The organism is Pseudomonas flavescens, from assembly GCF_013408425.1.
Classification (GTDB): Bacteria; Pseudomonadota; Gammaproteobacteria; order Pseudomonadales; family Pseudomonadaceae; genus Aquipseudomonas; species Aquipseudomonas fulva_A.
On sequence record NZ_JACBYV010000001.1, the window covers coordinates 2705780 to 2731692 of the forward strand.

20 protein-coding genes and 1 tRNA gene are annotated in these 25913 nt (G+C 55.8%); 2 read left to right on the plus strand and 19 right to left on the minus strand.

Annotated features, from left to right (window positions below; genetic code table 11):
* Positions 1–68: 68 nt before the first annotated feature.
* Complete coding sequence (locus tag FHR27_RS12070) at positions 69–590, minus strand: nucleoside 2-deoxyribosyltransferase (RefSeq protein ID WP_179538690.1); 522 nt, start codon at positions 588–590, stop codon at positions 69–71.
* Entirely contained in the window at positions 587–2602 is a 2016-nt protein-coding gene (gene uvrB / locus FHR27_RS12075; protein WP_042553081.1) for an excinuclease ABC subunit UvrB, read from the minus strand. Before uvrB ends, FHR27_RS12070 begins: the two co-directional genes overlap by 4 nt.
* A 187-nt stretch (positions 2603–2789) precedes the next feature.
* Between uvrB and FHR27_RS12080 the strand changes: the two genes are divergently transcribed.
* A complete protein-coding gene (locus FHR27_RS12080) occupies positions 2790–3986 on the plus strand; it encodes an amino acid aminotransferase (RefSeq protein ID WP_042553082.1) in 1197 nt (398 codons plus the stop codon).
* A 67-nt stretch (positions 3987–4053) separates the two neighbouring features.
* Positions 4054–4129 (plus strand) — tRNA-Asn (locus FHR27_RS12085).
* A gap of 678 nt (positions 4130–4807) precedes the next feature.
* Here FHR27_RS12085 and FHR27_RS12090 read toward each other — a convergent pair.
* The 17 genes from FHR27_RS12090 to flgK all read right to left on the minus strand — a co-directional run bounded on the left by FHR27_RS12090 (position 4808) and on the right by flgK (position 25908).
* Entirely contained in the window at positions 4808–6217 is a 1410-nt protein-coding gene (locus FHR27_RS12090; protein WP_179538691.1) for a sigma-54-dependent transcriptional regulator, read from the minus strand.
* A gap of 2 nt (positions 6218–6219) precedes the next feature.
* Complete coding sequence (locus FHR27_RS12095; protein WP_179538692.1) at positions 6220–7425, minus strand: sensor histidine kinase; 1206 nt, start codon at positions 7423–7425, stop codon at positions 6220–6222.
* Between the two features lie 223 nt (positions 7426–7648).
* On the minus strand, positions 7649–9121 hold the full coding sequence (locus FHR27_RS12100; RefSeq protein WP_042553085.1) for a sigma-54 dependent transcriptional regulator: 1473 nt from the start codon (positions 9119–9121) through the stop codon (positions 7649–7651).
* A gap of 235 nt (positions 9122–9356) precedes the next feature.
* Entirely contained in the window at positions 9357–9653 is a 297-nt protein-coding gene (locus tag FHR27_RS12105; RefSeq protein WP_179538693.1) for a flagellar protein FliT, read from the minus strand.
* Positions 9654–9679: 26 nt separating this feature from the next.
* Positions 9680–10060 (minus strand): flagellar export chaperone FliS, encoded by a 381-nt coding sequence (gene fliS / locus FHR27_RS12110; protein ID WP_042553087.1) that lies wholly within the window; start codon positions 10058–10060, stop codon positions 9680–9682.
* Between the two features lie 245 nt (positions 10061–10305).
* Positions 10306–10692, minus strand: a complete 387-nt coding sequence (gene fliS, locus FHR27_RS12115; RefSeq protein WP_179538694.1) for a flagellar export chaperone FliS — start codon at positions 10690–10692, stop codon at positions 10306–10308.
* Complete coding sequence (fliD, locus tag FHR27_RS12120; protein ID WP_042553089.1) at positions 10693–12111, minus strand: flagellar filament capping protein FliD; 1419 nt, start codon at positions 12109–12111, stop codon at positions 10693–10695.
* Positions 12112–12189: 78 nt separating this feature from the next.
* Complete coding sequence (locus FHR27_RS12125) at positions 12190–12570, minus strand: flagellar protein FlaG (protein WP_042553090.1); 381 nt, start codon at positions 12568–12570, stop codon at positions 12190–12192.
* 80 nt (positions 12571–12650) lie between these two features.
* Entirely contained in the window at positions 12651–13811 is a 1161-nt protein-coding gene (locus tag FHR27_RS12130; protein ID WP_042553091.1) for a flagellin, read from the minus strand.
* A 253-nt stretch (positions 13812–14064) separates the two neighbouring features.
* Entirely contained in the window at positions 14065–17784 is a 3720-nt protein-coding gene (locus tag FHR27_RS12135; protein WP_179538695.1) for a glycosyltransferase, read from the minus strand.
* A complete protein-coding gene (locus FHR27_RS12140; protein WP_082045750.1) occupies positions 17777–18196 on the minus strand; it encodes a sugar 3,4-ketoisomerase in 420 nt (139 codons plus the stop codon). The genes FHR27_RS12135 and FHR27_RS12140 overlap by 8 nt, the downstream gene beginning before the upstream one ends.
* A gap of 24 nt (positions 18197–18220) precedes the next feature.
* Positions 18221–19348: a DegT/DnrJ/EryC1/StrS family aminotransferase gene (locus FHR27_RS12145; RefSeq protein ID WP_082045752.1), complete on the minus strand. Its 1128-nt coding sequence runs from the start codon at positions 19346–19348 to the stop codon at positions 18221–18223.
* Between the two features lie 36 nt (positions 19349–19384).
* Positions 19385–20773, minus strand: coding sequence for a hypothetical protein (locus tag FHR27_RS12150; protein WP_156152676.1), 1389 nt, complete (start codon positions 20771–20773; stop codon positions 19385–19387).
* Positions 20754–21491, minus strand: coding sequence for a class I SAM-dependent methyltransferase (locus FHR27_RS12155; protein WP_042553095.1), 738 nt, complete (start codon positions 21489–21491; stop codon positions 20754–20756). Before FHR27_RS12155 ends, FHR27_RS12150 begins: the two co-directional genes overlap by 20 nt.
* Complete coding sequence (locus tag FHR27_RS12160; protein WP_179538696.1) at positions 21481–22398, minus strand: GNAT family N-acetyltransferase; 918 nt, start codon at positions 22396–22398, stop codon at positions 21481–21483. Before FHR27_RS12160 ends, FHR27_RS12155 begins: the two co-directional genes overlap by 11 nt.
* Positions 22399–22474: 76 nt before the next feature.
* The gene (gene flgL, locus FHR27_RS12165) at positions 22475–23719 is read right to left on the minus strand and encodes a flagellar hook-associated protein FlgL (RefSeq protein WP_042553097.1); all 1245 of its coding nucleotides are present in this window, start codon (positions 23717–23719) and stop codon (positions 22475–22477) included.
* A gap of 149 nt (positions 23720–23868) precedes the next feature.
* Entirely contained in the window at positions 23869–25908 is a 2040-nt protein-coding gene (gene flgK / locus FHR27_RS12170; protein ID WP_179538697.1) for a flagellar hook-associated protein FlgK, read from the minus strand.
* Positions 25909–25913 lie beyond the last annotated feature (5 nt).

The following is a 25913-nucleotide window of genomic DNA, read 5'->3' on the forward strand; positions in this document are numbered from 1 at the left end:
ATCTTGAGTAAGGTTTCCCAAGCATACACCGCTGACAGCGGATGAGCGGTCGCCGAGCCCGCATCGGTTCAGCGGCGGCTGGCAGCCAGGCCGAGCAGATAATCGTGCAGCGCCGGCACGGCCCGCTCGACACTGTCGCTGCAGCCGGCCCAGGAACAGGCCAGCATCAGGTTGCGCGGCAGGCCGAAATCCTCGATCAGGAAGCCCTCGGCGTCACGTCCCAGAGCGTCTCCAGGCAACCACTCACGCATGCTGCCCTGGGCCTGAAAGTAGGCCCAGACGGGCTTGCCGAGGGCTACCGCTGCACCGATTTCGAAGGCCGTCCCGGAGTCAGGCTCGAAGCCTCTGAACAGGTTCAGGTTGGCCAGCACGGCATCCGCCTCGCGGATCATCGCCAGGTTCAACCGATATATCTGCGCCGCGCATTCGGCTGGCGCGAGATCGGCCGCGACCTCGTTATCGAATGGATAGAGGCCCTGCATGCCTTGCTCACGGCACAGACGCTTCAGGTATTCGCCATGCTCGACCGCATCGCGCCTGAACACGTCGAAACCGGCCAGGTAGATACGCGGTTTGCCAACTCCACTCATACCGCCAGTAGCCGCTCACGGAGTTTCTGAATGTCGTCACGCATCTGCGCAGCTGCCTCGAACTCCAGATCGCGTGCCAACTGGTACATCTTCTCCTCCAGTTGACGAATACGCTTGGTGATCTCGGAAGGCGAGCGCAACTCGGCTTCGTAACGGGCGCTTTCTTCCGCCGCCTTGGCCATGCCCTTGCGTTTGTTGCTGCGCGCGCCAGGCACCACGGCCCCTTCGAGGATGTCCTTGACGTCCTTGAAGACGCCCTTGGGCACGATGCCGTTGGCCTCGTTGAAGGCCACCTGCTTCTCGCGGCGCCTTTCGGTTTCGCCGATGGCGCGCTCCATGGAGCCGGTCATGCGATCGGCGTAGAGGATGGCATGGCCATTGAGGTTACGCGCCGCGCGGCCAATGGTCTGGATCAGCGACCGCTCGCTGCGCAGGAAGCCTTCCTTGTCGGCATCGAGAATCGCCACCAGCGCCACTTCGGGCATATCCAGGCCCTCGCGCAGCAGGTTGATGCCGACCAGCACGTCGAAGGTGCCGATACGCAGATCACGGATGATTTCCACCCGCTCCACGGTGTCGATGTCCGAGTGCAGGTAGCGCACCTTGACGCCGTGATCGCCCAGGTAGTCGGTCAAGTCCTCGGCCATGCGCTTGGTCAGCGTGGTGACCAGCACGCGCTGCTCGAGGGCGACACGCTTGTGAATCTCCGAAAGCAGGTCATCGACCTGGGTGCGCGCCGGGCGCACCTCGACTTCGGGGTCGACCAGACCGGTCGGCCGCACCACCTGCTCGATCACCCGGCCGGCATGTTCGGCCTCGTAGGGCCCAGGCGTGGCAGAGACGAAGATGGTCTGCGGGCTGGCTGCCTCCCACTCTTCGAAACGCATCGGCCGGTTATCCAGCGCCGACGGCAGGCGAAAGCCGTACTCGACCAGGGTTTCCTTGCGCGAGCGGTCGCCTTTGTACATCGCGCCGACCTGCGGCACGCTGACGTGGGACTCGTCGATCACCAGCAAGGCCTCGGCGGGCAGATAATCGTAGAGCGTCGGCGGTGGCGCCCCCGAATCGCGCCCCGAGAGGTAGCGCGAGTAGTTTTCGATGCCGTTGCAGTAACCCAGCTCGAGGATCATCTCCAGATCGAAGCGGGTGCGCTGTTCGAGGCGCTGCGCTTCCACCAGTTTGTTGGCGCCACGCAGGTAGTCCAGACGATCCTTGAGCTCGACCTTGATCTTCTCCATCGCCTCGAGCAGCGTGTCGCGCGGCGTCACGTAGTGGCTCTTGGGATAGAAGGTAAAACGCGGCAGGCGGCTGATCACTTCGCCGGTCAGCGGATCGAAGGCGCTGATGTTCTCGACCTCGTCATCGAACAGCTCGACGCGGATCGCCTCCAGGTCGGATTCGGCCGGAAAAATATCGATGACATCACCGCGCACCCGGAAGGTTGCGCGGGCGAAATCCATGTCGTTGCGGGTGTATTGCAGCTCTGCCAGGCGGCGCAGTAGCGCACGCTGATCCATCTTGTCGCCACGGTCGAGGTGCAGCACCATTTTCAGGTACTCCTCGGGACTGCCCAGACCGTAGATCGAGGAGACGGTACAGACCACGATGACGTCCTTGCGCTCGATCAGCGCCTTGGTCGCCGACAGGCGCATTTGCTCGATGTGGTCGTTGATCGACGCATCCTTCTCGATGAAGGTGTCCGACGACGGCACATAGGCCTCGGGCTGGTAGTAGTCGTAGTAGGAGACGAAGTACTCCACCGCGTTGTTCGGGAAGAACGACTTGAATTCGCCATACAGCTGCGCGGCCAGGGTCTTGTTCGGCGCCAGCACCAGCGTTGGTCGTTGTACCTTGGCGATGACGTTGGCGATGCTGAAGGTCTTGCCGGAGCCCGTCACGCCGAGCAGCGTCTGGTGCGACAGGCCTGCCTCCAGGCCCTCGATCATCTGCCGGATCGCCTCGGGCTGATCGCCGGCGGGCTGGAAACGGGTGACCAGTTGGAACTCGGACATAAATACCTCAAAAGGCTGTGACGCCGCGAAAGAGCTGGCGTCATACCTGGTGTACGCTGTCGCGACACAGAATATGGGCCGCTATACTAACGGCCCGCTTGCGCAACCCCTAGTCTCAGTTGCCGGGGTTGCTCTAAGAACGTAAATCGGTTTCTAAACCCACCCTCACTACAGAGCTGCCGCCCTCATGAGTCTGTTCTCCGCCGTCGAAATGGCTCCGCGCGATCCTATCCTGGGCCTCAACGAAGCATTCAACGCCGATACACGCACGGACAAGGTCAACCTTGGCGTGGGTGTCTACACCAACGAAGAAGGTCGCATTCCCCTGCTGCGTGCCGTGATCGAAGCGGAAACCGCATTGACCGCCGCCCACGCACCCCGTGGCTACCTGCCGATCGAAGGCATCGCTGCCTACGACAAGGCCGTGCAGAAACTGCTGCTGGGCAACGACTCGCCACTGATCCAGCAAGGCCGCGTGATCACTACCCAGGCCATCGGCGGCACCGGCGCTCTGAAAACCGGCGCTGATTTTCTCAAGCGCCTGCTCCCCGACGCGACCGTCGCCATCAGCGACCCGAGCTGGGAAAACCACCGCGCGCTGTTCGAAACCGCTGGTTTCCCAGTGCGCAACTACCGCTATTACGATGCCTTCAGCAATGGCGTCAACCGTGGCGGCCTGCTCGAAGACCTGAAGAACCTGCCGGCTCGCTCCATCGTCGTCCTGCATGCTTGCTGCCACAACCCTACCGGTGTCGATCTGACGCCCGAAGACTGGCAAGCGGTGCTGGAAATCGTGCGCGAGCGTGAACATGTGCCCTTCCTCGATATCGCCTATCAGGGTTTCGGCGACGGTATTGAAGAAGACGCCGCCGCGGTGCGTTTGTTCGCCCAATCTGGCCTGACCTTCTTCATCTCCAGCTCGTTCTCCAAATCATTCTCGCTGTACGGCGAGCGTGTCGGCGCCCTGACCATCGTCACCGGCGACCAGGAAGAGACCGGCCGCGTGCTGTCGCAGGTCAAACGCGTGATCCGCACCAACTACTCCAACCCGCCGACCCATGGCGCCAGCGTAGTCGCTGCCGTACTCAACAGCCCTGAGCTGCGCGTGATGTGGGAAACCGAACTGGGTGAAATGCGCGATCGCATCCGCACCATGCGCCTGGCCATGGTGGAGCAACTCGCTGCCCTGAACGCCAAGCGCGACTTCAGCTTCGTCGCCGAACAGCGTGGCATGTTCTCCTACTCGGGGCTGACCACCGAACAGGTCGAGCGCCTGCGTAGCGAGTTCGGCATCTACGCCGTGGGCACCGGCCGCATCTGCGTGGCCGCACTGAACACCCGCAACCTGCCAGTCGTCACCAAGGCCATCGCCGAAGTGCTTTGAGTGGCTGGAGGGGAAGCAGGCAGATGCTTGACTTCCCCTTCGTAATCAGTAGGATACGCGTCGTTGTTCCGCGATAGCTCAGTCGGTAGAGCAAATGACTGTTAATCATTGGGTCCCTGGTTCGAGTCCAGGTCGCGGAGCCAAATTCAAGAAACCCGGCCAATCGGCCGGGTTTTTTATTGCCTGCGACTTCTCCCAGGGACTGCATCCCAGGCTATTCGCTTCGCTCACTCCCACGGTGCCGCGCTGAAGCGCGTTCAAACGTAGGGTGGGCTTCAGCCCACCCATACCGCCAAGCGCGAGGAGCGACCTGATAATTCGTTCACGCCACGGACAAGCTGGCGATAGCGGATATTCGATGTGGTGGGCTAAAGCCCACTCTACTGCACTCACTCCCACGGGGCCGCGCTGAAGCGCGTTCAAACGTAGGGTGGGCTTCAGCCCACCAATATCGCCAAGCGCGAGGAGCGACCTGATAATTCGTTCACGCCACGGACAAGCTGGCGACAGCGGATATTCGATTTGGTGGGCTAAAGCCCACCCTACTGCACTCACTCCGACGGGGCCGCGCTGAAGCGCGTTCAAACGTAGGGTGGGCTTCAGCCCACCCATACCGCCAAGCGCGAGGAGCGACCTGATGATTCGTTCACGCCACGGACAAGCTGGCGATAGCGGATATTCGATGTGGTGGGCTAAAGCCCACCCTACAGCGGGGGTACCGACGCCTGGTTTGGTGGTGTAGCTGGCGCGTAACCCACCATACGATAGCTGCCTAGAACGCATGCAGGACTACGGCACGCTTTCAGAGCGCTTGCTCGCGCTCAGCTCGCGTAGAGATAGGCCTCGACATCCATACCGGCGTCACGCATCTGCGCAAGCTTGTAGCGCAACGTGCGGGGGCTGATGCCGAGGCGCTCCGCGGCTTCCTTGCGGCGGCCTCGCTCGGCGCGCAGGATGTCGATGATCACCTGATACTCACGGCGGCGCAGATCCTCACCCAGCGCCCCATCCGCCACGACAGGCTCAGGCGCAGATGGCGCTGCCATGCTCTGCACCACAGCCAACTGCGGCTGGGCGACCTGGGGCGGCTGAGCGAAGCCGATCGGCGCGGTCAGGCACAGGTCGTGAGGCTCGATGACGCCATTTTGCTGAAGAATGACCGCACGCTGGATGGCGTTGTCCAGCTCACGCACATTACCCGGCCAGGGATGGCTGGTCAGGCAGGCGACCGCCTGAGCGGAGAGGCGCAGCGGCGCCAGATTCATCTTGCCGACGTACTTGGCCAGCAGTCGCTCCGCCAGGGGCAGGATATCCGCCGGACGCTCACGCAGTGGTCGCCAGGCCAGTGGAAATACCGAGAGGCGGTAGAACAGATCCTCACGGAACCGCCCTGCCGCGACCTCAGCAGCCAAGTCACGGTTGCTGGTAGCAAGCACCCGAATATCCAGACTGATCGGCTTGCGCGCCCCGACCCGCTCGACCTCGCGCTCTTGCAGCACACGCAGTAGCTTGGCCTGCAGGGCGAGCGGCATCTCGGAGATCTCATCGAGCAGGATAGTGCCGCCCTCGGCCAGTTCGAACTTGCCCGGCGCACTGGCAACGGCTCCCGTGAACGCGCCCTTCTCGTGACCGAACAGGGTGGCTTCGAGCATGTTGTCCGGAATCGCTGCACAATTGATGGCCACGAACGGTCCAGCCGCGCGCGGCGACTGTTGATGGAGATAACGGGCCAGCACTTCCTTGCCGGTACCGGACTCCCCCGTGATCAGCACGGTGGAATCGCTACGTGCCACCCGCGCAGCCAGCTCCAGCAATTGCAGGCTGGCTGGTTCACGCGCCACGGGCCCGTCTTGCTCCAGCCCACCCGCACGGCCCAAGGCATGCCGTGCGACCAGCGCCAGCAGCACCTTGGGCTCGAAGGGTTTGACCAGGTAATCGGCCGCACCGCGGCGTATCGCCTCGACCGCACGCTCCACAGCCGCGAACGCCGTCATCAACAGAACCGGCAATTGAGGCTGGCGCTCACGAATCTCAGCCAGCAGCCGATGGCCGTCCATGCCCGGCATGTTCACGTCGCTGATCACCAATCCGAAGGGTTCCTCGGCGATGGCAACCAGCGCCGCTTCGGCGCAGTCGACCGCTCGATAGTCATAGCCACCCAGCTCCAGGGTATCGGCCAGGGCCTCGCGCAGCGCGCGGTCGTCTTCAACCAGCAGGACTTTGGCAGCCATGGTCACTCCTGAATCGTGGGATGCGCTGACTTGATCAGCGGCAAAATCAACAAGGCACAGGTACCACGCCCTGGCCGCGAACGCAGTTGCAGCTCACCCTGGTGAGCTCTGGCAACGGCCTTGACCACTGCCAGCCCAAGGCCGGTTCCGGTGGTTTTGGTGGTGAAGAACGGTTCGCCCAGACGCGCCAGGGTTGCAGCGTCGATACCGGGCCCGTTGTCACTGATGCACAAGCGCAAGGTGTCGCCACGCACATAGGCATGAACCTTGAGGCGCGCGCCCTGCCCCGCCGCCTGAATGGCGTTTTCCACCAGATTGAGCAGCGTGCCGACCAACGTGTCGCGGTTACACAACAGCTCGCCGCGCCAGGCGTCGCACTGCCAGCGCACGTCCACACCCTGCACCAGCGACTCGCCTGAGCGCCTGAACGCATCGAACAGCTGGCCCGGGGACAGACGATCCGACAGCGGCAGCTCACCACGGGCAAACACCAGCATGTCGCGCACCTGATGCTCCAATTCGTGCAGCCGGTCTTTCAGGCGACCTGCGAAACGCTGCTGCTGCTCCACCGGCAACACCTGATCGGTCAGGTGACTGGCGTATAGCAGCGCGGCGGACAACGGCGTACGCACCTGATGCGCCAGGGAGGCAACCATGCGCCCGAGGGCGCTCAGGCGTTCGTGGCGAGATAACTGATCCTGCAGACGACGGGTTTCCGTCAGGTCGGTAAGCAGGACCAGTTGCCCTGGTTCGCCCTGCAGCGAGCGCGTGGATATCGACAGACGCCGGCCATCGGTCAGCGAGATCTCATGACCATCGTCCTGTCGAGGCGCAAAACGCTGCGCGATCACTTCACGCCAGAGCCTGCCGAGCAGCGGCTCACCGAGCATGTCACGGGCAACGGGATTGGCCTCACGCACGACGCCGTGGCCATCGATCACCACCACGCCTCCGGGCAGCAGATCCAGCAGACTTTGCAGGCGATGAGCGAGGCGCTCTTTCTCGTTCAACTCCTGAACGCGCTGCTCACTGACCTGGGCCAGTTGACCAGTCAGTTCATTGACGCGATTTTCCAGAAGGCTGTAAGAGCTGCCAAGCCGACTCGACATCTGCTCGAACAAGGCCAGCGACTGCTCCAGATCCCCACGTTCCGCCCGCGCGGGCGCCGTGGGTTCGATCTGGGCATGTAGATGCGGGCTTGGTTTCATTGCGCTCTCTCGCGTGGCGAGCCGTCATGGAACGGTCAGTTGCCAAGGAGATAGCAATACTCATGCCTGAAAATAAAATCCTTTATTTTCAGGCAGATAGGGATTCATTGAGCGGGGCGCCGTCAATCGACTGACTGACAGGTGGTCCATTCTTGCACTGCCAGGAATCTGGCACAGAGGCGGCAGCAGATCGCTGAGCCGCCATCTCGCTTCGGCCAGCGACCTACTCGTCGCCGGCCTCGTCCTCGCGCCGGCTCATGCCGTACTTGCGCATCTTCTCCACCAGGGTGGTACGACGAATGCGCAGCCGCTCGGCAGCACGCGCCACGATCCCGCCAGCGTCATCCAGCGCCTGCTGAATAAGACCCTGCTCCAGATTACCGAGGTAATCCTTCAGGTCCAGCCCCTCGGCAGGCAGCATGGCCGACGACCCCAGGCTTGGCGAAGCGGAGGTCAATACCGCACGCTCATCGAGCTCCTCGCGCAGGCTGGCCGCCATTTGCTCGTCTTCATCATCCACATGGCGGAATTTCTTCGGCAGCTCGCCAACGCCGATGACCCCATAGGGGTGCATGATCGCCATGCGCTCGACCAGGTTGGCCAGCTCACGGACGTTGCCCGCCCAGTCATGTCGGCAGAGCGACATGATCGCTGCCGAATTGAATCGAATGGAGCCGCGCTTCTCGTGCTCCATGCGCGAAATCAATTCGTTCATCAGCAACGGAATATCTTCGATGCGCTCACGCAACGGCGCCATCTCGATGGGGAACACGTTGAGACGGTAATACAGATCCTCACGGAAACTGCCACCCTCGATCATGTTCTCGAGGTTCTTGTGCGTCGCGGCGATGATTCGTACATCGGCATTCTGGGTCTTGTTGCTGCCCACACGCTCGAAGGTGCGCTCCTGCAACACACGCAGCAACTTGACCTGCATGGGCAGCGGCATGTCGCCAATCTCGTCGAGAAACAGCGTACCGCCATTGGCCAGCTCGAAACGCCCGGCACGGCTGGTGATTGCGCCGGTGAAGGCCCCCTTCTCATGGCCGAACAATTCACTTTCCAGCAATTCCGCGGGAATCGCGCCGCAGTTCACTGGCACGAAGGGCGCTTCACGGCGCTTGGAATGGTAATGCAGGTTGCGCGCAACCACTTCCTTGCCGGTGCCCGACTCGCCGAGGATCAGCACGCTGGCTTCGGTATCGGCCACCTGCTGCATCATCTGCCGCACCTGCTGAATGGCCCGACTGGTGCCTACGAGGCTGCGAAACAGGTTCGGCTCGCGCTGCCGACCACGCTCGCGAGCCTGGTCGTACATTTCGCGGTACACCTGGGTACGGTGCAGAGAATCCAGCAGCTTGTTGTAGCTGGGCGGCATTTCCAGCGTGGCGAGCACGCGACGGCGAAACTCTTCCGGCCATTCGGTGATGGCATGCTCGTCGATCAGCAGCACAGGGAGAAACTCATCCCATGCAGCGAACTGCTTGAGCAGGTCCAGGGCTCCACCCTTGAGACGGACCTCGCCGAGCAATACGCCAAGCACGACTCTGCTGGATTCCAACTGATCGGCCATCTCGCGCCAATCGCCACTGCCGCAGGCCAGATGATCCTCGCCGAGAAAATTGAGGATCACCGATACATCACGGCGTCGCTCGAGGTTGTCATCAATCAGCAGGAGTTTGGTTTCACGCCACATAGTTGGTCTGGCCCAGAAAGAAAAAGCCACCTAACGCCTTTTAGCGCCAGCATTTGGCCAGCAGTTAAGACAATTATTGGCGCTTAGTCAATTTTATGGCGTGTTTTTTTGTTAACTAAAAAATTGGCGGGGTGATATTTCGCGACAGCTGGTGGATTCATCCCGGTGCAGGGGTGAAGTCATGCGATGACGGGCAAGGCGCGGACCGCCTCGGCCCATGATCTGATTAGGCAGATCAGCCGAACAGCTGATAGACCTTAGCGCCTTGTTGCGATTGATTCAATTGAATCAACTCACCGGCCAGCCGCTGACGTTCGACCTGACAGGCACTCACCAGATCCTTGTACAGATCCAACAGTTCCTGCATACGAGCGCGCAGGGCGCCGTCGTCATCCGCGGCATCGACCATTGCCTCTTCAACAGCCTGGCGGCACTGCAGGTCCAGTTCACCGATGGCAGCCCAGTCCTGGGTGGACAACGCCTGACGCATGGCGCTACCGGTGCTCTGCAAGCGCTGAACAGATGTATTCACGGGGATGCTCCTTTCACGCGTGCCTGTCACTGGGCGATTGCGTCCCAGCCGGTTTTTACATTACGCAGCAGACCGGCAACTTCATCGAGCGGCTCGACGCTGTTCTTCAGATTAGCTTCGAGCAAACGACGGGTCATGTAGTCGTACAGGTTATCCAGATTCTCGGCCAGTTCGCCACCCTGCTCCAGGTTCAGACCAGCACGCAGGCCACCGATGATGCCAATGGCTTTGCCGATCAGTTCACCCTTCATCGCGAACTGCTCACGCTCCATGGCACCACGCGCCTGAGCCAGACGAGTCAGGCCACCTTCCATCAACATCTGGATCAGACGATGCGGACTGGCATCGACGGCCTGAGCCTGAGTGTTGACGTTTTGATACTGACGCATAGCGGCCATGGCGTTCATGCTGATGTACTCCAGTGTACAGCGGGAATACTTAATGTATCGGCATGGAGGGCGTGAGCTTTAGCGGGGATTAATCATTAATGTAGATTCCAAGTCACACCATGAAACTGGCTGTCACCGAAGAGCGCACACGCTCGGACAACCAGAAATGGTGGCTCGCGCTGGAGCGCAACGACTCAACCGCCATGAGTAGGCGAGCCTGCTCACTCTGAGGAAGGCAGTATGGCCGATCGCGGCAGAGCGGCTCAGCTTGCAGTGGGCTCGACCTCTGGGCCAATCGCTTTCCAGGCATCACGGATCTGCGTGAGCAATTCCTGCACTTCTTCCAACCTGCGCGGCGTCTCGTCGAGCGCTACGCCAACCAATCGGCGGTTGATGTAGTCATACAAGTTGTCGAGATTCTGCGCCAGCTCGCCGCCGAGCTCCTTGTCCAGGCTCGACTGCAGTACCGAGATGATGGAGATCGTGCCGCTGACCGCCTCACCGCGTAACCCGGGATTAGCCTGCTGCTGTGCCAGCAGCGCCAGTGAGATTCGCTCGATGGCGCCATCCAGAAGGAGGTGTACCGCCTGATAAGGCGTAACGACCTGACTGGTTTTGACGCTTTTGTAAGTATCGATAGGACCGTTCATTTAGCTACTCTTCTTCACTACACCGGGCAGACTGGAAAGCGTGTTCTGCAGCTGACTGCTGGTACCATTCAACTGACCGACCAGAGCGTCCATCGCGTTGAACTGAGCAAGCAAGCGCTTCTGCATACTATCGACACGCAGCTTGAGATCTTCGGTTTGCTTCTTGATATCGGTTCGGGTGGACTCCAACGCCTGCATACGCTGCGAAAGGATGCCGCCCGTCTGGCTGTATGCAGCGACCTGGCCATCGAGACGCTTCGCCAAGCCGGTATCACCAAGGAAAAATGACCCGACCGCATCGAAATTGCTTTTCAGTGCGGCATCGAGCTTGGTGTCCTCTATTTTCAGCGTACCGTCCTTCTGGGTGGTAATGCCCAGATCCGCCAGCACCTTCACACCATCACCGCCAACAGGGTTCACCAACTCGTTGCGAATACCGCCAAGCAGATTTCGAACGGTCGAGTCCCCTACAAGACCACCGACCAACGGCGTTCCATCCTCACCGACCTTGGTGACGCGGGTCAGATCGTTGGTGGTATTGATCAGCTTGTTATAGGCATCGACGAATTTCTTGATACCTGCTTTGACGCCGGCATTGTCCTCACCGACCTTGAGGGTCAGTGGCTTGTCCTTTTCGGTTGCCGCAAGCAACTCGAAGCTGACGTCAGCGATCGCACCCTTGATCGAGTTGGTCGGGCTGGTAAGCGCAAGACCATCGATGGAGAACTTGGCATTGGCCGCCTGGACGATAAATCCGGCAGCGGAGTCATCACCCGTAGCGAGCTTGTTACGACCATCGACACTGAGACCGGCAAGATCGCCACTGCCGGAAACGATGACGTCCTTGCCCTCGCCCGTCTCGTTACCACTGAAAACCAGGCGAGACTTGCCACTGGCAGGATCGTTGATCGTGCTGACGGTTACACCCTTCCCCTTCAACGCGGTATTGAGCTGGTCACGAATACTGGCAAGGTCAGACCCTGCGGTAATCTTCACATCGATAGCGGTACCGCTTTCGCCGAGCTTGACGCTCAGCGTCTCGTCGCCAGCTCCACTCTTGAAGGTGCCGTCCAGAGCTTTCGTCGCTACCTTGCTGGCCGAAGCGAGACTGTCCACGGTCACCTGGTAGTTGCCAGCTGATGCCGTCTTACCGGCAGTGGCCGTCAGCGCACTGGTGTTGGATGACGTGGCAGTACGTTTCTCGAACAGCGTCGCGCTGTTGAGATCCTTGAGCGAGGTCTGGAATTCGCCGAGCGCGCTGTTCAGTTGCCCCAAGCCAGACAGCTTGGTGGTCGTCGACGTCGACAGGCGCGCCAGCTGCGCTTCCTTGGGCGCCTTCTCGGCGTTGACCATCGCCGTAACCAAATCAGAGATGGGCAGCCCTGAGTTGATGCCTGTCGAAACTCCACCAATAGCCATAATCTACTCCGTCACGATATTGACGCTCATGCGTGAAAGTTCATTCAGTCCCATCCTGCATTCAAAAACCGAGCCATGTCAGGCCTCGGCCTTGAACAGGAGACTGCGCACCTCTTCCAGACTCTCTGCCAAACGCAATGCCTCTTCAGACGGCAATTGGCGAATGACATCACCTGAAGCACGGTCGGTGACCTTGACCACAACCCTGCCGCTCGAGTCGTCGACGCTGAAATTGAGATCACGCCGAATGTTCTGTACGAAACTCTGGATGGACGTGACAGCATTATCCACCTGCTCGTACATCTGCCCCGCATCTTCAGCCGCGGCCTGCCCCTGACGCACAGCAGGCTGGTCACTAGACGCTTCTGAAGAAGCTGCCGCCCCGGCATACGCAGCAGGTACAGACGTACCTGTGGGCTTTGCCAGTACTGGCGACAAACTATTTATTGCGATGTCCATTTCTTTTACCTCGCAAGGCAAAACGGGGAGAAGCGCTATGCACTTCCCCCCGGAGTTTAGAGCAGCCTAGCCGACTTGGCTTACTGCAGGAGGCTGAGCACCGCCTGCGGCAGCTGGTTGGCCTGAGACAGGATCGCAGTACCGGCCTGCTGCAGGATCTGGTTCTTGGTCAGGTTCGCGGTTTCTGCCGCGAAGTCCGTATCCTGAATCCGACCACGTGCAGCCGAAACGTTCTCTGCGATGTTCTGCAGGTTACCGATGGTGTTCTCGAAGCGGTTCTGCACAGCACCGAGGTCGGCACGTTGCTTGTCGATCGCTTGGATAGCCTGGTCGATGACGATTACCGACTCCTGGGCACCTTGTACGGTGCTGACGTCGATGTTGGTCATTTCTGTTTCGGTGACAGCTGTGCCACTAGCATAAGCACCAGCAGTGATACCAGCCACGGTACCGCTAACACTCAAAGCAGAAAGCGCATTCGCCGTACCATCTGTGTTCTGACCAGAAATCAGAGTGGTGGCTCCAGTGTCGTCCACGAAAGCACCGACCCCGATGTTGGCATCGTTGATAGCAGTAGCAACAGCCTGACTGAACTGCTCCCCTGTTGATCCACTGGCCACGGTTACGTCAACCGAGAAATCTGTACCATTCACAGTTCCGGAAACCGTAACGGTGCCAGAAGCAGTCGCAGTGCCACTACCCGAAGCGATGGTCCCTTCGTAATACTTACCCTTCAGCGACGAAGTGCTCATCTCGTCGATCTTCACGCTGATGGTTTCGTTGGCTGCGCTACCTACCTGGAAGGTGGTGGTGCCGAAGTTACCATCCAGCAGCTTCTTGCCACCAAAGGTAGTGGTGTTGGAGATACGGTTAAGCTCTTTCTTGAGCTCGGTCACTTCCGAGTTCAGTGCTTTACGCTCGCCTTCGCTGTTCGAGCCGTTGGCCGACTGCAGGGACAGGTCACGCATACGCTGCAGGATGGTGGTCGACTGCTGCAGTGCGCCCTCAGCGGTCTGCGCCATGGAGATGCCGTCGTTGGAGTTCTTCACCGCCACGTTCAGGCCGTTCACCTGGCTGGTCAGGCGGTTGGCGATCTGCAGGCCAGCCGCATCGTCCTTGGCACTGTTGATGCGCGAACCGGTCGACAGACGCTGCAGGGAGGTGTTGAGCGCGTTGGACGAAGTGTTCAGGTTGCGCTGAGTGTTCAACGACGCAATGTTGGTGTTTACGGTCAAAGCCATGATGTTTGTCCTCCATCGGACACTAACGTGTTTGCCTGGGCTTGCGACTCTGGCCTGCAATGCTCAGGCAACATTGAGTTCGCTTTCATACTCTTTATCGACCTGAATCTGCGAAGCTTTAGGAGAGAAGTTGAATTTTTTTGCGACTCCCTTGACAGCCTGGGAGCCATGACTCTTCAACCTTATCCTGAACAGCATGTCGGCGCGCTTCACGAATTCTTGAGTCCGATGAATCGCGCCGCTACGTGCGCCTTCAGTCAGGCAACCAAGCATGCCGCCAGGCAATCAGGTTGCCGCCCTCCAGCATCCAGTCACGCATGACCTGTTGGTGCAAGGCACTGCCTGCATGAGCCGATGCATCGAGGTCGGCGACATGCATCCTGATGGCCTCCGCCCAATCCCGGTAACGGTTCTTCACACGGGTGACGGGAAGCGATCCTTCATAACTGCGCACGTCGCTGCAGACGACGGGAAAGCCGCAGGCTCCGTATTCCAGTAAGCGCAGATTGCTCTTGCACTGGTTGAACGGATTCTCCTCCAGCGGAGCCACCGCCAGATCCAGATTGAGCGCAGCCAGTGCACGCGGATAAGCCAGGATATCGACCCCCTGGTGAATCTCCTTGACGAAGGGCCGAAGCTTCTCCGGACACATGCCCATGAACACCCAATCGACTTCATCGGCCAACGCTTGCACCACATCGGCAATCATTTCCAGATCACCGGTGTGACTTATGCCACCCGCCCAGCCGACCCTGGGTTTACCGGACCGGCTGCGCGGGCTGGCAAGCCCTTTCCACCAGGCAGGTGGCAGGTAGTTCTCGATTACCCGGATATCATCGTGCAGGCCGCCACAGGCCTCGGCCAGGGCCTGGGTGGACACTACGAAACGATCTACATAGCTCAGCCCGCGCCGCATGGATTTCAGAATATCCTTGGGCATCTGCGCCCGGTGAACACTTTTTACAGGCAGATTCGGCAGGTAGTCGTCGAGTTCGTAGACCTTGAGTGCTCGTGAAAACGCCTGCATGCGACGCATGGCCTCGAAACGGTCATTACCAATCTGCTTCTGCAAAACGACTACATCCGGGTCGTAGCGCCCGAGATCCGTCACGTGCATTAAGCCGGAAGACAGCGCACCTTGAATAAGCCCTGCTTCCTGCAATGCAGTGAATGGCTGTATCACTCGGTAGTGGCCCGAACCATAGTTATCGGAAGGATGAGCAAGGACAGTTACCAAGGACTTCCACGAAGCCAAGGGGCGCCACGAAAGCGCAGTATCGGCAAGCTTAAAGCCCCCAGGTTGCGCCAGCGAGAAATTTGGGTTGTATATCGGGTCGTGCCGCAATTGCTGTAGCCATTTGGCGTACATAGCGTCCTGGTCTGCAACGCTATCGAACGTGGTGTCGACACGATCAAGCATCAACTGCGCAAAGGGTGTCCACACGGTCAGATAACCCGCCTGACGAGCCTTCAAACATAGATCTGCACCAGCATGACGAAAAGAAATCGAACTTTCACTCAGCCCTCCTAATGCTAAATAAAGTTTTTTTTCTACCAGCAAACATTCGTGGCCTATAACACTACTGTTTTGTACAACCTGAAGCCGCTGCATATAGCCCGGTGCATCTAAGGACTCCCCAACATCGGGGTAGCCGATCGGACCTGTCAAACCAAGAATCAGACCAGCCTGCGCTATTTTCCCATCCGACGACAGGAACTTGGGACCAACACAACCGACCTCTGGACGCTGCCCATGATTCAGCAGTTCGCTCAACCACTCCTCACTAACTGCCGCCGCATCGGCTGAAAAAAGCAGTACGTAATCACCATTAGCCTGAAACGCAGCTTGGTTAATCAGCATCTGGCGAGAGTCTTTATGGCCTCCAGCCGTCATAATACGAATACGAGTTTCTCCAAGCCCTTCCAAAACGCTCAGCCAAGAACTCACTTCGGCGGGTTGGCCATAATATTGAATAATGAGCAATTCATAATAAGGATAGCGAGTATTCTCAAGGATGCTCTCAATACAACGCTGCAATGAGTGGAGGCGATCACCAGCAACAATCAAAAAAGACACAAGCGGTGTGTGCGCATGACCGTAATCGATCCGGTAGCGACCTGGCTTGTCTGCACCAACAGAGCAGTGTTCGTAGCCACGCTGCTTAAGATGGCTAACTAAAGCACGTCGTTCATACCCACTATCGATCAAGCACGGCGAGCTACATTGAACCAACGGCTCAGCTATATGACCTATCCCATCGGTGCCGAATTTTGCGAGCATACGAAGGATCAGATCGAACTCATGACTCCCTCCACAATGGTCTGAGAAGCCACCAAGCTCATTTACTACAGCAGGCCTCAACAACCAATGACGCGATAACGCAGAGGGAAAACTGAGAAAATAGTCAAGGTTAAAGCTAGGACGTAAAGCTATTCCACACACAGAACCATCCTGACTATAAACCTCGTCAAAGAACAGAGCATTACATGCATTTGCAGCAGAAGACTCCAAACCTAGCATAGTAGAACCGCTCGGCCGAAGTTCTTCTCCTGCCTGGACTTGCAGAACCCAATCAGACGTGCAACTGCTTATGCAAGCATTCAGCGCATGAAAACTGTCAACAGTGGAACTAATAAATTCAATATCTTTAAATTCAGCACACTCAGAATGAAAACCACTATCAGACGCAAGAACCACAAGGGGATTGATTCTAACTAATGAAGAACTGTTCGCCAGACTATCAATTGTCTGCCTTAATAAGGCGACATTTTCGCCAGACCAAAAGATAAACAAAGAAAGACTAACTTGCTGACCCCGACTTACGTCTTCGATCAACCTTACCTGAACGGGGGTCAAAACCCGCCGAGCCAACCAATTGTCAAGTGATAGTCCAGAATTGAAGTTGACACCCAAGCTCCGGGCAGGAGATTTAAGCCATATTGGGGTTTCACCTGAAAAGGGCAACTCTACAGATGAAAAACCCTGCGAAAATATTTTTTCAATACGCGCCTGTGCCTGCCGGGCTTTTACTGAATCTATCCAAGCGACTTGGAGAGAAAGATCGTAAGCCAGCGCGCAGCCATTAGCAGGAACTTTCAAGTACTTCCGATCCACCAACTCAAGTACTTGGATAAGTTCCAGCAGCAAGTCTCTTTTTTGAAAACTTGTTAACACTGGTATGCCAGCGAGCATCTCTAGCGTCCAAGTACGGACAAAGCCAATAATAACCGAGACCATTTCCATATTGAGCCGGACACCGCCTTCCCCCGTAACGCCGACACTCAAATTATGACCATGTACTCTATAGTCAGTTAATACTTGGGGAATCTTTCCGAGCTCCCCCCTTGCCAAAAGCTTTCCCCAAAAATCATAGTCATGAACATAACGCAGAAGAGGATTGTATCCGCCCGTTGCCCTCATGTCGTCACGGCGAACCATGGCTGAAGGTGAATTTAGAAAATTTCCACTAAGTAAATTTATTCGCAAATCCGCCAAAGACCTATTGAAAAAATTTTCGTATACAACACTTCTTTCAAAGGAACGGCCTTGCTGATCAATTACACAGATATCGGTGAATACACCCACGCATCCTGGGTTTTGTAGTAGAAACTCCACCTGTTTCTCGATACGGAGAGGCCGCATCCGATCATCGGATCCTAGAAAAGCGACAAACTCACCAGCAGCCAAGAAAAAAACACGATTACAGGCGGCAGAAGCACCACCATTAACGTCTAGGAAAATAGCTTTTATTTTTTCAGGATTTTTATCTGCATAGCTCTTAACAATCAATGCCGTATTGTCAGTTGAAGCATCATCAAGCAAAAGGATTTCAATATTCTGATACGTTTGCTGCAAAACTGAATCAATGGCCTCGGCAACATACTTCTCATGATTATAGGTACAAATACAAACTGTAACCAAAGGTAGCTTAGCCGGGTTTGCATCAAGAGAGTTCGAAATTATTTTAAGCATCTGAACGTTCCAAAACGGCCTGACTGAAAGCACCATAATCGCGAAAATAGTCATCTTCAGAGTAATAGTCCGAAGCCAAAACCAAGCATACCGAGCCACTGGAAAAGTTATCTATGTCGCGCCACATCATCGGAGGAACATACAATCCATAATAAGAACGGTTCAAGCTATACTTGAAGCTTGCCTTCCCATCACTCAGGGTAACGTCGAAACTTCCTGAAATTGCAACCAACAACTGATGCAATTTTTTATGCGCATGCCCCCCCCGATCAGCACCACCAGGAACATCGTACAAATAATAGACTCGACCAATATCGAATGGAACATGACGCCCACCTTCAATAAAAGTCAAATTACCACGTTTATCTTCTATCTTTGGTAAATCTATTATTCTGCAGTTCTGTAGAGACATAGCCTCTCCTCTATCGACCAATTACTAGCCAATAAAACTATTACACGCAGCAACGACGCGCTGAATATCTGACTCACATAAGCCTGGATAAATGGGCAAACTTAGCACCTGATTGGAAAGTTCTACTGTTATTGGCAAGGCAAGGTGATTATATTCGGAATAAGCAGGCTGCTTATGAATAGGCAATGGATAATGGACGAGTGTTTCTATTCCCTCCTTGAATAAATGAGCCTGCAACGCCGACCGCTTAGTGCTGCGTACTGTAAAGATATGCCATGCGTGCACCTCATCGGCACTAGGCGTCCGTGGCAGAGATATGGCATTATTTTTTATACCCTGACAGTAGATTTCGGCAATATTTGCCTTCTCACGGTTGTCAGCATCAAGATGGTCGAGCTTTATTAGCAAAAATGCAGCTTGTAATTCGTCGAGCCTAGAGTTCGACCCAAGATACTCATGTTGGTACTTGATGTAACTACCATAATTGCGCAAAGCTCGAACGGTCTCGGCCAGTTCCGGATCATCAGTAACAATTACACCCGCGTCACCCAGCGCACCAAGCGGTTTACCTGGGAAAAGGCTAAAACCTGCGGCAATTCCCCAGCTACCAGCCTTACGGCCTTCAAAGCTAGCACCATGAGCTTGAGAAGCATCTTCGATTAGCAAAAGCCCACGTCGCTCTGCAAGCTCACGCAGTGCGCTCATATTCGCAAGACGCCCATATAAGTGCACTGCGATAATTACACGTGTACGCTCATCAATCGCAGCTTCAACTTCGTTAATATCCAAGTTAAAGGATTCAGCATCAGGCTCCACCAACTGAAGCCGCAAGGAATTATTAGTGACTGCGAGAGCAGTAGCAATAAAAGTATTGCCAGGAACAATAACACCATCACCGACCTTTATTCGGTCAAGTTCAAGTAACGCTTTCAAAATCAATTGTAGAGACTCAAGCCCATTGCCAACACCTACGCCGTGAGCTACACCGCAATAGCTCGCAAACACCTTCTCAAAATCCAAGCAGTACATACCTAAAATAAAACGCCCACTACATAGCACACGCTCTGTTACGTCTATAAACTGTTCTTTGAAGCGCTGATTCAAAGCAAGCAGATCTAAAAATGGTAAAACTCTCTGGCTCTGCACACTCATGAATACCCCCTTATATGTGATCACGTCAGATTTGCATCAGCGTGCAGCGATTTTCATTCCTTGAATAATCTGATCATTGAGCGAAGCCAGAGCCGCGCCTAATAAACTACCCGTAAGCTCGACGCGCCCAAGCCTCTCTAGATCGAAAACCGGCTGATCAAGATATGGGAGATTGTCCAAGCTAGGAAGAGGAAGAGCCTTGGGCGCTACCAATGTCCTAACTATATGCGCAGACCGCAACTCAGATACTACTGAAAGGTATAGCAACTCATGCAAGACTGCCTCATCGGCTTTAACCGGGTCAGGGTAGTATTTTACGAACTGGTCTTGATTAAACTCCACAGACACCCTATGCCACTGCGGATCAAGCCCGGCCATCGAGTCTTGATCTGTGACTCGATAAGCAGCAACCTTTTCATCAGCAATAAATAAACAAGGAAAAAAAGCTGGCATGCTATCTCGGTGTATCAAGAGAAAAACCACACGCACATCTATGCGCTGCAAATGACGTATAACTGGCACTCCTGTTAACTCAGCCAGTCTCCTATCCGCTAGCCCCGCCGCTAAACGCTGACAATCAATGGGCAAACCACTTTCTAAACGCAGACGTGGTGTTTGCTGAGTTGAATCAACCGCCAACATTCTAGAACGATCAATATCCACTAACGAATGGGACTCTAATGCGCGAGCAATAAATCTTACCAGTTCAGCGACACAACCTTGATCCGTCGTCCAAAATGGATATTCAGGCAAGCTACAGGCTTCCCCCCGAATGACTTCATTTAGCGTCTCGGGATAATAGAGGGGCAACCATCCCAAGCGATGGAAGCTAGCAGATATTGATTCGCTGGAGCAGCCAAGAATTTTCTGGCAAACCGGTTCAATATAACGATTATGTATATATTTGCCATGATTATAAACAGATGCGCTAGCATAACTCAGGTCGCGATAATTTGGATCGGAAACCTTATTGGACGCATGTAAATGCGTCGACTGGCCATGCGGGTCATTGGTGATTTCTTGTACAAGGACATCACCTCGAAAAGCATCAAGCTTATTACTCAACAGATAATCAGGATACCGGCGTCCCTCAAGCCAAACCTGAGGACAGTTGACACGACGTATATCGATAAGGCTTCCTAAGAATGCCTTTATTGAAGAAGCAAAATGAGCATTATGATTTCGAATAGCCGGATCATAGTAACGCACATCATTAAGCTGCTTACCTGATACTTTCAGGTCTAAGGCAACCATGCCCAAGTCAAAAAGCTTCCCCCCCGCAATAATCCCAGCAAAGTGTCCTCCTAGAATCAGACCATCAGTCGCCAATAAAACCCGCTGTCCTGCATCAGCACAGGCCAATGCAGCAACCATTACAGCGAGATTGTTACCGATCAATACTTGATCATAGTGCAAGGCGGGCATTTACATATACCTCAGACCCATTATTAGGAAAATGTTTCGACAACCTCATTAGGCCGTCTAACATTGTACGACTGATAATTCCTCGATCAATCAGAGACTGCATCTGTTTATGCGTAAATGGTTTGACGAAGTAACTTCCGGCATCCCCAACAACGAAACCAGCGTCCTGTAGAAGAGCAGATAGGCTATCTAGATCAAAAGTATTGTTTTGCTCCAAGGCCCGCTGACTTTCAGATAGCTGGTAGAGGCTTTCTATCAACCCCATCTCCAAGGCAAGTAAACGATGAAAAGATTTAGCATTGGGAACATTGACGTGCAGCTGACTGTGAGCGGAGCAAAATCTTTTAGCTGACTCAAGAAGCGCTAAAGGCTGCGAAACCTCATGAAGCACGCCACTCAAAATTACCAAGTCAAAAGTCCCAATATCTTCCAGAGCAACCTCTTCCAAGAAACCTTGTATGAGCCTTGCGTTACCGTGCCCCTTGATCAAACTACATGCATGGTCATAGAACTGCTGTGAAGGTTCAACTGTGCATATTTTAATTTTACTCTGGACATCCATGAACAGAGGATTCCAACCACATCCGACTTCAAGTATAGAACGCGGCGCCATGCGCTCAATTTGCTCTAAAACAAAAGCGCGCCGAAATTCAGCCTGGACAGGTTCGAACGGCATTTCAGAATAACTAGCAGCATAGCGCTCAATATCACGATCCAAGGGACTTCTCCATTGTCACTTTCAACGTTTCACTGAAGCCTAGGCCACGTTTAAAATTCATAAGGCCCAAATTTGGAACCCCAGCGACTGAGGAAATCCCATAATCTAGGAATTTACATCCACGCTGATAGGCTTGATCGTAGCAAGCCTGTACCATCGCGATTGAGGGGCTAAAATTTGCATAGCCAGGCAAGTCAGCAATTTTGAATATATAAAAAATATTATCATTCAAATGAACACCAATAACTGCAGCTATACAGACCCCATCCAGCTCACCACAGAAAAGCTCAAAATTATCAGGATATACATTCAGCATTAAAGCCAATTGTTCCATTGTCATGCTTAAACGGAAATCCTTAGCGGAATGATGAATTTCTATCAAACCATATACCTTTTCAAGCATCTCTGAGCCCCCTCGCGTGACAGAGAGTCCGCTTGACCTCAAGTTTTTCAAGCGCCGTTTGCTATCGGAACATGTCCGCGCTTCAAAAGCGACGGCATCTACCGGTGCGCTATAGTTAATATCGCAAAATACGCTGTGATAGCCTTGAGACTCTAGCAGGAATTGCTGTAAAGACACGCCATGAAGATCATGAAAACTTGGCGGTAATAAAACTCTTACCTTACTAGCCCCGCGCTCAGTCAAAAAGCGCTCTACTTCGTTAATAAAAGCGATACTCTCTGAGTGCCGAACATTCGTAATACCATCTATCCCACCATAGGTGCCACGCACCGGACTAATATAGCAACCTTCTTCTGTTTCTGACAGATTCAGGGTTAACACCGGCCTTTCATGTACCAGCCACTGAAAATAATAACTATTAGACGTGGCATGGAGCTTGAAAAAAATACTGGTATTAAAAAAATTCAGCGACTCTTGAGGAAGATACTCATTAACTGCCAACACAATCATTGCTCCTGAACAGTCGCAAAATATTTAATCTTAAATATTTAATTTTCAAAGCCAACACCCGATCGCTCAATCAGAGCTTGTTGAACAGATTCAGACTACTCACCTTCACATAACTCTGTTGCGCAGCCTCGAGAATCAATGTCTGGAACGACAAGCGCGAAAGCGCTTCGGGATAATCCAGTTCGCGTAGCTCGGCCTGTACCGACTTATTGATCAGGCCAACGTCTTCGTTATCGGTGAGGGTGTTCTCGACAACGTTCAGGCGTGCGCCGATTTCACCACGTGTGCTGTCGACCGTGGTGCTGGCATGCGACAGATTGGTAATCGCTTGCGCCACGGCGTCACGGGCAAGACGACTGCCCTCCTCGGTCGCTGGTGCGTCTTCGAGAGACTTGCGCAGGCTGCCTATGGTATCGAGCAAGCCTTGCTTTTGCCGGTTAGGGTCAGAAGTGACGGTTACGGTATCGCCGCTTGCGGGTGCACCGTCGAAATTGACCACTACGCCGCGGAACACCAGCTTGTCAGTCGAGCCAGGCTCTTCGTCCATGGATCCGGTACCCAGCGCCGGCGTAGTGGTTCCGGCAGCGAAGATCTCGTAGCTGTTGGCATCGGGGTTGCCGAAAACGATATCTATCCCCCCCTCAGGGAAGGCAGGCGTTGCGCTGAATGCCACTTCGTCCTGCACCAGAGGCGTTGAAGCACGGAGGGTAGAGCCGGGCTGCGCGGTGACGGCCGCATCCAGACGGCCGGCGTTGGTGACGTTCTGGAATACTCTTTTGCCGTTATCGCTGATAGCCACGCTCAGGGAGCTGGCAATTTCCAGTTTGCGTTGCCCTTCATCGCCTTGGTAGGAATAAGTGCCATCGGCGTTACGAGTGAAAGGCTCAGCCTTGCCCTGGAACCCGGAGAACAGATACTCACCACGGGCGTTCTTGGTGTTCATCAGGCCCAGCAGCTCATCCTCGCGCTCGCGCAGCTCGGCAGCGATGGACTTGCGCTCCTCGACACCCAGCGAACCATTGCCTGCTCGCACGGCAAGTTCCTGAACGCGCTGTATGACGGTGTTTACCGAATTGAGCGTGGCCTCTTCCTGGTTCAGGCTGTTCTTCGCTGCCGTCAGGTTGTCGTTGTACTGAGTCAACACATTCTGCTGCTGCTCGAGCTGCAGCAGGCGTACCGAGGCGACCGGGTCATCCGCGGGGGTGAGGATGCGGTTGCCGGTGCTGATCTGTTCCTGAGTGCGTATGGCATTGGCGTAGTTGCGCTGCAGGCCTTGCACGCCGTTGTTGAACGCCTGAACAGTGGAAATGCGCATAGCTGCCTCGTCTTCTCTGGCGGTGACTGGCGTTTGCCTGAGCCGCACCCTCTTGGGATTTGTTCACCATCTGGCCATTGCTGGATGGTTGATCGTATTGTGTGTTTGTGGGCTGAAGCCCACCCTACCCGCTAAGCACGTTCACGCCACTACCTGAATGCCCCGATCAGGGTATCGAACAAAGAGCGCGCAACTTGAATCACCTGGGCGGACGCGTTGTAGTACTGCTCGAACTTGATCAGGTTGGCCGCCTCCTCGTCCAGGTTGACCGCCGACAGCGAATCGCGGTTGTCCTGCGCCTGTTTGAGGATAGCAGTTGTCGCCTCGCTGTCCTGGCGGGCCTGGGCAGTGAGGGTGCCGACGCGCTCGATCAGGTCGCCATAACTGTCGGTGAAGCTGGAGCCGGTGGTAATGCCGGTTACCGTGGGGTCGACACCGATTACCTGCTTGTTCTGCAGGCCAACCAGCGCCAGAGCGTTACGGTTGTCCGAAACACCGTTCTGGTTGAAGGCGATGTTGAAGCGGTCGCCGTTTTCCGGACGGCCGCTGACGCTCATGTTGACGCTGGTGCCATCGGCCAGGGTCAACTGGTAGTTGTTCTGCTGGCCCGGTTCGAAGAGCGGGGTCGGCGCCGGAGTGATCGGCTGCCCCTTGTTATCGACGCGGGTCAGCGTCGCACCAGCAGGCAACCCGTTGAAACCGCCCGCAGCCGAATCGTAAGTCAGTGTCAGCGGAGGAAATGCGGCCTGCAACGCTGCCGGGTCGATATTGCTACCCGTGGACTGCAGCGTCGGCTGACTGATCACACCGTTGCCGCGGTTCTGCAGATTGGCCTCGGCGCGAACCGGCGCAGCGAACGCCAGCTGGTCGGCCTGGTCCAGCACGGTGGATATGGTCGAGGCGCCAATGCGCGTCGGCTGCAGCACGAACGAATCACCCGCGGCAGGTGCAGGAGTGCCGACAACGATCTGGAACCCCTGGTTACGTCCGGCACTGTCCTGAAAGCTCAGGGTGCCGGGAGGGTTCTGGGTGACGGTCATCGGCTGGTTGTCACTCAGGCGCCGCGCCGTGTAATTGCTGCCGTCGAACTCCAGTCGATAGTCGCTGGTGGTCAAGAGCGAACTGTTGGTGATGTTCAGGATCGGTGACGCATTGCTGCTGTTGCTGGACGACGACAGTACGCGCAAGCGGGCCAGTGACTCCGCGTTGTAATCACCGAACAGTTTGGCACCCACCTGGCCCTTCAGATCCAGGCCCTGCCCCAACTGACTGTTGACCTGATCACTCACCGCCAATGCCAGGCGCCCCAGCGAATTGAAGGTGCTGTCCAGCACCTCCTCGCGATACCGCAAGATACCGCCCAACTCCCCACCGGTAACCTGTGTGGTGATGGTCTGCCGCGCGGCGCCAACGATGAACTGTATCTCGGAGCGATTCGGATCGTTGCTACCAGGCACCACCTCCAGGCGTGCAGCATTGCTGCCGATTACCAGAGGCTGACCGGAGCCAATGAAGACGTTCTGCGTGCCATCGTTCTGCGCCACGACATTGACGCCGATGAAGGTCGACAGCTGGCGTACCGCCTCTTCACGGGCGTCGAGCAGGTCATTGGGCTGACTGCCATTGGATTGAGCGACCGCGATGGATTCGTTGAGGCTGGCAATGGAGGTGGCAAGCCGATTGACCTGCTCGGTCACGGCGCCCATCTGTTTGTTGGCGAAGCTGTTCTGCTCGCTCAAGCGGTCATAAACGGTATTGAAGCGCCGGCTCAGCCCCTCGGCTTCGGAAAGCACCAACTGCCGAGCGGGCACATTGGAAGGGTCTTCGGCAGCGGTCTGCAGGGCCGAGAAGAACTTCTGCAGCGACGGCGTGACGCCCGTGGTGGTGCCGGCCAGCAACGAGTCGAGCTGATCGATCTGGCTCTTGTAAGCGGCGACATCGCTGCTATGCGCGGTGCTGCTGCGCAGTTGGGTAGTGAGAAACTCACTGTAACTGCGGCGGATGTCGACCAAGGTAGTGCCGGAGCCGATATAGCCGGCCCCGCTGAACTGCGGCGTACGCGTAGCCTGAATCGTATCCTGACGAGAGAATCCCGGCGTGTTGATATTGGTGATGTTATGGCCAGTGACCGCCAGCGAGGTCTTGTTCGCCGACAGGCCTGACAGGCCAATACTCAATAAGTCAGCCATGCTTC

Bases quoted from the DNA above. Each gene is read 5' to 3' on its own strand.
- FHR27_RS12070 (WP_179538690.1), bottom strand. From the start codon at position 590: ATGAGTGGAGTTGGCAAACCGCGTATCTACCTGGCCGGTTTCGACGTG.
- uvrB (WP_042553081.1), bottom strand. From the start codon at position 2,602: ATGTCCGAGTTCCAACTGGTCACCCGTTTCCAGCCCGCCGGCGATCAG.
- FHR27_RS12080 (WP_042553082.1), top strand. From the start codon at position 2,790: ATGAGTCTGTTCTCCGCCGTCGAAATGGCTCCGCGCGATCCTATCCTG.
- FHR27_RS12090 (WP_179538691.1), bottom strand. From the start codon at position 6,217: ATGGCTGCCAAAGTCCTGCTGGTTGAAGACGACCGCGCGCTGCGCGAG.
- FHR27_RS12095 (WP_179538692.1), bottom strand. From the start codon at position 7,425: ATGAAACCAAGCCCGCATCTACATGCCCAGATCGAACCCACGGCGCCC.
- FHR27_RS12100 (WP_042553085.1), bottom strand. From the start codon at position 9,121: ATGTGGCGTGAAACCAAACTCCTGCTGATTGATGACAACCTCGAGCGA.
- fliS (WP_042553087.1), bottom strand. From the start codon at position 10,060: ATGAACGCCATGGCCGCTATGCGTCAGTATCAAAACGTCAACACTCAG.
- fliS (WP_179538694.1), bottom strand. From the start codon at position 10,692: ATGAACGGTCCTATCGATACTTACAAAAGCGTCAAAACCAGTCAGGTC.
- fliD (WP_042553089.1), bottom strand. From the start codon at position 12,111: ATGGCTATTGGTGGAGTTTCGACAGGCATCAACTCAGGGCTGCCCATC.
- FHR27_RS12125 (WP_042553090.1), bottom strand. From the start codon at position 12,570: ATGGACATCGCAATAAATAGTTTGTCGCCAGTACTGGCAAAGCCCACA.
- FHR27_RS12130 (WP_042553091.1), bottom strand. From the start codon at position 13,811: ATGGCTTTGACCGTAAACACCAACATTGCGTCGTTGAACACTCAGCGC.
- FHR27_RS12135 (WP_179538695.1), bottom strand. From the start codon at position 17,784: ATGCTTAAAATAATTTCGAACTCTCTTGATGCAAACCCGGCTAAGCTA.
- FHR27_RS12140 (WP_082045750.1), bottom strand. From the start codon at position 18,196: ATGTCTCTACAGAACTGCAGAATAATAGATTTACCAAAGATAGAAGAT.
- FHR27_RS12145 (WP_082045752.1), bottom strand. From the start codon at position 19,348: ATGAGTGTGCAGAGCCAGAGAGTTTTACCATTTTTAGATCTGCTTGCT.
- FHR27_RS12150 (WP_156152676.1), bottom strand. From the start codon at position 20,773: ATGCCCGCCTTGCACTATGATCAAGTATTGATCGGTAACAATCTCGCT.
- flgL (WP_042553097.1), bottom strand. From the start codon at position 23,719: ATGCGCATTTCCACTGTTCAGGCGTTCAACAACGGCGTGCAAGGCCTG.
- flgK (WP_179538697.1), bottom strand. From the start codon at position 25,908: ATGGCTGACTTATTGAGTATTGGCCTGTCAGGCCTGTCGGCGAACAAG.